We start from the raw sequence: 7,283 nt of genomic DNA on the forward strand, positions 1-7,283 counted from the left end.
TGCTTTGGCGCTTCTCTTATCTATATCGGGATTGAAGTGATGTTAGAACCTGTGGTGTACTGAAAATGTTGTTATTGCGTTGTTATGGGCGTTTATCACGTCAACTTAATATCCATATAGGAGACTGGACGTAATACTGTTTCCTTTTTTTTGCTCTTAACCGAGTTAACCGTGACTGACAACATAACACCAGTAGGATAAAACCCAGATACGGTATGCCTCGTTCCACAATCGGCTACGCTGTCATACTTTCTCGTTAGCTCTACAATGTCTCCTATTTTTACTTCACCCTCTTTGCAGTGGGTTACATCGGTTACAGCAACGTTATCTATTGCCATAGCGGTGTAACCAGACTGTAACCCTTGTACAGCAAGGCTTTCATGGTAAGTTACACTGGTTACACTACTATCTGCAACATTTTCATTTGTTGTATTTTTTTGGTAGTTTTTCATTATCGCCGTGTCGTCATCTGGTTTATTCGCAAAAGTTTGGTTAGCTAGTGTAACTGGTGTAACCGATACCTCAAAGCCTTGCACTGAAGGGGTTACACTAGGGTTACACCTCTCACCAACCACTGTAACTGGTGTAACCATCGATTGTTGCCACACTCTAACGGATTGCCCGGATATTTTGCGAACATGAGTCCTATAACCGAACTTTGTCAGTGCATCCCTCACGCGCCTTTGGTCAGCAGATGAGACGCTAGCATCTGTCTTTTCTGGGAAGCAGTGAGCAACAACATACTTGAATTCAATGAATTCCTTCCAACCGCTAACACTATCTTTTGACCTACAGAATCCTTCAACTACCTCATCAATTAAATCAACCGTAGAGAAACTAGCATTTGTTTCTTCATTTAACACTTGCTCGTCTGTGGTAAGTTCCCACAAATAACCCGCGTTGTATAGTTGTACTGCTAATGACCAAAGCTCATCCCTGGCGGAAATCAACAAGTCAATGTTGATACGACCAAGTATAGTTATCACCCAAAATCGAGTACTACCAGTTACGTCTCTCAAAATGTCTTGTGAGTTAGTAGTACCTGTGATAATGCACTGACGTTCTCTTGTCACAGTTTCCCTACCAAAAGGTACTCTGATTTCATCTTGTCGTTGACTGATATTGCGCTTGAGCCGACTAGCATCAGTCTTACGGTAAATAGCATCAATCTCTGGTATCTCATGTATGAAAGCTTTGTGTAGCTTAAGTAAATCATCTTTTTCAGATGTACCCTCATAAGCGTCAGAGTAGAACTTTTCACCCATTAACTCACGCCAAAAAGTAGACTTGCCGATGTTCTGCCCACCATACAACACGGTAACTGTTCTCATAGGACAGCCGGGCTTAAACGCACGGGCTACAGCACCAACAACAGTTTTCGTCATTTGAGATATGGGTAACGGTTCACCTATGCCCAATATTTCATTCCATAGTTTTGCTAGGCGAGCGATCGCAACTTCTGTATCTGTGTTGTGTAGTGCTGATACACCCTCCAAGTATTGAACGACTGGATGGTAAAAGTTAGCTTTAGCAACACTCTCTACAAACTGGATAGCATCGGCATTACCCAGTTCTATACCAGTATCGTATGCCAGCTTAATCCTTATATCATCCGCATCCCATCGTTCTCCGTCCAACTCGATAATTGACTTAAGCCCGTTGTATGCCAAGCGACTGCCATAGAATTCCTTTATCGCTTCCACTGAATCTACTATTTTTGTTCCTCGTTTTTTATCAGTGCTACTTGCCGATGGTTCACCGGGCGTGTACTCACCTGCCTTGATAGCATCATCTACAAGTTGTTTGAATGTATCCAAGTGTCCATTATTAATGTAATCATCGACTCCCTTCCCATCCTTAATATCCCACTTGCCAGTAACACTAAAAACCTTGCATCCCTCTTTTTTGAGTGCTATCACTGCCTCATTCAGTGCTGCTTTTACACTATCGTTGAGTGCTACATCTGCGTCAAAACAAAACATGTACGTAGTGATATCTCTCTCTCTTATTAGCCTTTGCAAAGATGGCACTATGTAGCGCTTTGTCTTATTGCCATTGCTATCCTTTTCACTTCTAAGCCCGTTCCATACACCTGCCACTGATACCGCTCTAAAACCATGTAGCATAAGAATAACAGCCTTTTTCCATCCCTCCGTTATGATTGTTGGTAGCTTGTATGTTTCATCGTCGAAAGGGTTGGCGTAGCACTCAGGTAGCGTAGGTATGCAGATATCAGGTGACACATCTTTTAAGCCTACATATCTTTGGGTATTATCTGAGTCGTCAAAGCGAAATTGTGGATAAATGCCATTTTTCTGTATCCACCAGCCTGTTTTGCCGTAGTGAGTACCACGCTCGCAATTTTCTGCTATGACATCAATTGGTATTCCCCATTCTTTTGATGCCTTTTCAAAGCGTGATAAAGAACCTGAAAACATCAGTCGTGTCCGCAAGCTTTGCTTTGTGTTTGCCATGATGAGTATTGTTGCTGGAATATTGTTTACTACGGGTATATGTGTACAAAAAAAAGGCATATTTCTATGCCATTTCTTCTAGTCAAGGTTGACAAAAATACAGAATTTAATATTGACCGACAACGGGTATTAGCGTATTCTCATCTAGGTCAAAACCGTATTCACCCATAGAACTAGTCCATTGAACACCGTCTTTCAACGCCTCGGTAATAGCTATGGTGTATTGCCAGTTCATCTTGTCATGTTTAATTCTGAAAGCCTGTTCAATTATCACTCCTGTAAATAATCCGTGTCCTTGTTCATGAATGTAATCAGTCGTTACCCTCTCACCTATCTGAAAGCGAGGTACGGGAACAAGGGCGGTGGTCTGTTGAATTGGTAGTTGGTAAGTCATGGCGTTGTACTTTTTTAAAAGATTAAGTGAATAAGAAAGATGTTAGAACCTGTTACGTTTAACGAAAAATGCAGGTTTTTAACAAGTCCTTACCTCTTTCACAAAACCCATCGTTTGTCCTACTCGTTCGTAGGAATAACCGAAGTTAGACATGAGTGTTATTACTTCATCCATATCCCTGCGACCAATAGCAAAACCTAATCGTGCTGTAATCTGCTTTATCAGTTCATCCTGACCTATTTCTAAGTCGATACGTTTTGATGCTTCTGACGCGTACTCGTTAGACCTGTTACTTTCGCCTTGCTTTGGCAGATCCTCCTTAATAAGCTTAGTAAGTACAATGTTCAAGGCACTCCCCTCATCGGACTTAGAATGTTTATGCTCAATAACATAAGTTACTTCTAAGTTGGAATTTAAATATTTCTCGATTATTTCTTCAGTAGACTTCTTCCCAGCAAAGCCGCGAGTTCTGCCTAGTCGGTCTTTCAAGGGAACTCCCTGGATATCTTCGATAGTTAAAGGTATTTCAGCAGTAGCAATCTTCTGTCCTTTCAGAGAAATGTCTAGGAGAATTGATTGACCACTAGATTGGGAATCAATTTCAGATGTAGTAGTAATTTTTGATTCAAGTGAAACAGAATAGCGTTTCATGCGGCTTACCCGTGTGATTTGTACAGTGTTTATTGTCTATCGATAGCAGCAGTTCGACGTCCCTCGTTCCTCCCTGCTGCCACAAACAACGATGCTACCGATGTCCCTCACCCTCTGAGCAGTGTTGTTTGCTTTTGATGTGACTAAGCTAACCCAGTTATGCTCTACATATCAATACTATACATAGTTGTACTTGGTTATGTATTAATCAATTGCGATAAAATATAGTGATAGATGTCATAGTCACGATGGGATAGGCTATAGGGAGTTGTAGCGAGGTATGCCAGTGGAAGTAAGGTTAAAAGAAATGAGGTCGCGGGCGGGTTTGTCACAAAATCAGCTAGCCAAAAAGATTGATATGACGTTGGGGACTGTTCAAGACATAGAATATGGCAAACAAAAATCAATAACTTATTCCACATTAGAAAAACTATGTATGGCACTGAGTTGTCAAGTAGGGGACTTGCTAGTACTTGCCAGAGAGGGCAATATGGATGATAAGGCAAAGGAATAAAATAACTCAGTTCACTTCACAAAAAAGGTAGTCTATTGCTACCTTTTTTAATGCAATATATTATTTGTTAATAACAATTCCTGACTTGCTATCATCCCTTTAAAGGAAGCGCCATGAAGAGAAAGGTCAAAGAACTATTGAGACTTCACTGGTCTAAATCACCCACGTTCAGAAAGCAAGTAGTACTGTTGCTGGTGAAGAGACTGAAGAAGAAAAAACAAAAGAAAGCGAGAATAGCAACGAAGCGATAGTATGTTGACCTTGGCAAGTCAGAAAACTGCCCAACAAAAAAGCGCCAACGAATGACGCTTCAAAAAAAAGAGAGATTAATTACCTATAGAAGCCATGAGTAGGCTGTATATCCTTTTTATCTTCACTCACTAAAACTTTTAATTTGTAAGTAATCTCCTGAAAACGGTGGATATTGTTGTCATCCACAGACCTATCGCCATATTCAGGGAATTGATAAGTATCAAGTTTATCTTCTGGTCTGATTGCAGGAGTTCCATTATTTGTAGCACACTCAATCCATCCAGCCGTCTCTAAGATTGTAGCCAGAAGCTTACAAAGATTGATATTGAATGGTAATTCTGGCATCGAATCGATATATTCCTTCACCTCTTTATTAAGGCATTTCTCGTGTATCTCTTTAAGTGTTAAATCAGGCATTGCACCCATAAAATATTTTCCCTCTCACAGTAAAAAAGGCATCACCGCGGAGTGACACCATAGCTAAAGCGCTAATAGCTAACATTTTATTTCCCTCCCCAATACCACCCCCACAGCAAATCCCACACAGAAATCTCTCACAAATAGCACTCACAAACAGTCACACAGTTTTTATAAGGGTACAAGTATGCAGTGACCTCAGTATGTCGTTAAACTGCTGAAACACACCATATATAGGACAAGACCATGACACACCTTACTTTTGACCAATCGCTCGCACTATCGCTGTATCAGTCTAGTGAGCCATTTCCTGTTGACCTTGATAACGCTTGGCGGTGGTTAGGGTACACACGAATAGATAGCTGTCTAGATACCCTTAAAAACAACTTTGAGCAAGGTATTGACTTTTCCGGCTATAGCCGGAAAACCCCTAACGGCGGTAGACCCAAGAATTGCATTATACTCACTATCGACTGCTTTAAATCCCTTGGTATGATGGCAGGCACGGAACAGGGTAAGGCTATCCGCAAATACTTCCTTGAGTGTGAACGCATAGCAAAACAGGCAACAACAAAACCAGCAAATTCTCTCACCCTCATTGACACATCGAAGCTTGATGCCCTTGTTGACAGGGAAAGCAAGCTTCAGGATGAGGTAAAGGTATTAGAAACACGCCTAGCATCATTACGTAACGATCTACAGAACATCAAGCGTGATAAAGCTGCTGAGGCTAAGGCTTTTGCTGAGAAGTACCCTGACGTAGTGAAGTACTCTATCAAATGCAATCAGATACTTGCTGAGTATGGTGATGGTAATAAGTACTTTTCTAATCCATTAAATAGGTGAGGATAGGGTATCTGGAAAAGTGTCACTTTTAATGACATAAATTATGACAAAAAAAATGACACTATTTATGTCACTTTTTGGAACAGGGTATACAAGTAAAAAAATATGGATTACATGGAAGTAGAGATAGGCTATTGGTTTTATGTTGCGGGGCATATATATGTCACGACGTCTTTTAAAGGTGAACACCCAGCAATAGGTAGACAATGGAATGTTGTTGGTTTAGACGGAAAAGAAACTTGGTTATCAGAGCAAAGTATTATTTACGCTGATAAAGCATAATCACCAATGGCAAGAAAACCACGAGATATAGACTTAAGACCTGGCAAGTACGTCCACTACTGGGGACAAAATAGGAAAATTTTGAAGGTGTATGAAGATTTCTTGGTGCTATCTGACGATGACTCGTTCACTGGAAAAATACAGGTAGAGAAACATAACGAACTTATTTGGTGTTTTGACGCGATAAAAAAGGATGTATTTGGGAGGGAGATAAAATGAAAAAAATTACTAGAGCATTAAGAAAGACATCCCAAGGCTACACTTGGGAGACTGTTGAGATTGTTGGACATACCAACGGATTATTTCTGGTAGAGTGCAAAACCTTGTACGAAGAGAATGACGAATTGCACAGGTTTTTTGTTGAGAGGAAATTTTTGAAGTAATTGTCAACCCATATAAACAAAGCTTACACCCTATCGTAAAAAGTAGGGTGTTTACTTATGGGTGAGTGATTGATAAGTAAATTACGCTCCAAGAGCGTAATTTTTTGCTTTCTTGCTTATCAGTCATTGATTATAAGGAAAACTTTTATAGTGGCGAACAATTATTTGGTTTTACTTATCGGTTGAGCGCTAAACCAACTATACCAATTACTCAACCACTACCACATCGCATAAAATGGCATTTTACACAACCGTGTAGGCTGAAAGTGTTGTACAATAGGGATTAACGGAGAGACACGGATTTGAACCGTGGAAGACATTACTGCCTTACAGACTTTCCAGGTCTGCGCCTTAAACCACTCGGCCACCTCTCCAGGTGCCACAAGTTACGATCATACTATAGAATCCTAGAAAATGCAAAGATAAAGAAAGATATTCTAGATTGAATTAACGATGACAGACGCTAAAAATGTAATCGATGGAAACCTAGAGGTTTGCTGTACTTCTCCCGTGACTGGGTTTTACCGCGACGGTTTTTGTCGTACAGGTGGTCAAGATTTCGGGTCGCATGTCGTATGTGCCCAAGTGACATCAGAATTTCTGGAGTTCACCAAATCGCGGGGAAATGACCTCAGCACAGCTGTTCCTGATTTTAATTTTCCTGGATTGAAGCCTGGCGATCGCTGGTGTTTGTGTGCTTCTCGCTGGCAAGAAGCTCTCGAAGCTGGCGTTGCTCCACCTGTAATACTTTCAGCAACCCATGCCAGAGCTTTGGAAGTGGTTTCTCTAGACGAACTCAAAAAACACGCTCTAACTTCGTCTTGATTGGGCATTGGGCATTGAAAAGAGGCAGAGGGGCGGGGTGCGGGGGGCAGAGGGGAAAACTCTTCTACCTTGCTCCCTTGCTCCCTGCTCCCTGCTCCCTGCTCCCTGCTCCCTGCTCCCTGCTCCCTGCTCCCTGCTCCCTACTCCCTGCTCCCTGCTCCCTGCTCCCTGCTCCCTGCTCCCTGCTCCCTGCTCCCTGCTCCCTGCTCCCTGCTCCCTGCTCCCTGCTCCCTGCTCCCTGCTCC

The 7,283-nt window shown here is 41.7% G+C and carries 8 protein-coding genes and 1 tRNA gene; 4 read left to right on the plus strand and 5 right to left on the minus strand.

What is annotated here, in order from left to right; genetic code table 11:
- Nucleotides 1-95: 95 nt before the first annotated feature.
- From V7K67_RS06195 to V7K67_RS06205, 3 genes are all read right to left on the minus strand, one after another.
- Complete coding sequence (locus tag V7K67_RS06195) at nt 96-2,474, minus strand: VapE domain-containing protein (protein ID WP_335165645.1); 2,379 nt, start codon at nt 2,472-2,474, stop codon at nt 96-98.
- 106 nt (nt 2,475-2,580) lie between these two features.
- Nucleotides 2,581-2,868, minus strand: a complete 288-nt coding sequence (locus tag V7K67_RS06200) for a hypothetical protein (RefSeq protein WP_335165647.1) — start codon at nt 2,866-2,868, stop codon at nt 2,581-2,583.
- Between the two features lie 78 nt (nt 2,869-2,946).
- A complete protein-coding gene (locus V7K67_RS06205; RefSeq protein ID WP_335165648.1) occupies nt 2,947-3,519 on the minus strand; it encodes a hypothetical protein in 573 nt (190 codons plus the stop codon).
- A 280-nt stretch (nt 3,520-3,799) separates the two neighbouring features.
- On the opposite strand from V7K67_RS06205, the gene V7K67_RS06210 reads away from it, so the two are divergent.
- Nucleotides 3,800-4,033 carry a helix-turn-helix domain-containing protein gene (locus V7K67_RS06210; protein WP_335165650.1) on the plus strand — a complete coding sequence of 78 codons (234 nt, stop codon included), beginning with the start codon at nt 3,800-3,802 and terminating at the stop codon, nt 4,031-4,033.
- 330 nt (nt 4,034-4,363) lie between these two features.
- Here the strand turns inward: V7K67_RS06210 and V7K67_RS06215 are convergent, their stop codons facing one another.
- Nucleotides 4,364-4,711, minus strand: a complete 348-nt coding sequence (locus V7K67_RS06215; protein ID WP_335165652.1) for a hypothetical protein — start codon at nt 4,709-4,711, stop codon at nt 4,364-4,366.
- A 237-nt stretch (nt 4,712-4,948) separates the two neighbouring features.
- Between V7K67_RS06215 and V7K67_RS06220 the strand changes: the two genes are divergently transcribed.
- Both V7K67_RS06220 and V7K67_RS06225 read left to right on the plus strand, forming a co-directional pair.
- Nucleotides 4,949-5,548, plus strand: coding sequence for a hypothetical protein (locus V7K67_RS06220; protein ID WP_335165654.1), 600 nt, complete (start codon nt 4,949-4,951; stop codon nt 5,546-5,548).
- A gap of 105 nt (nt 5,549-5,653) precedes the next feature.
- On the plus strand, nt 5,654-5,830 hold the full coding sequence (locus V7K67_RS06225; RefSeq protein WP_335165656.1) for a hypothetical protein: 177 nt from the start codon (nt 5,654-5,656) through the stop codon (nt 5,828-5,830).
- A 670-nt stretch (nt 5,831-6,500) separates the two neighbouring features.
- Here V7K67_RS06225 and V7K67_RS06230 read toward each other — a convergent pair.
- Nucleotides 6,501-6,587 (minus strand) — tRNA-Ser (locus V7K67_RS06230).
- Between the two features lie 79 nt (nt 6,588-6,666).
- Between V7K67_RS06230 and V7K67_RS06235 the strand changes: the two genes are divergently transcribed.
- Nucleotides 6,667-7,038 (plus strand): DUF2237 family protein, encoded by a 372-nt coding sequence (locus tag V7K67_RS06235; RefSeq protein ID WP_069073911.1) that lies wholly within the window; start codon nt 6,667-6,669, stop codon nt 7,036-7,038.
- Nucleotides 7,039-7,283: the final 245 nt, after the last annotated feature.

Origin of the sequence: Nostoc sp. (genome assembly GCF_036917155.1) — a bacterium.
Lineage (GTDB): Bacteria > Cyanobacteriota > Cyanobacteriia > Cyanobacteriales > Nostocaceae > Nostoc.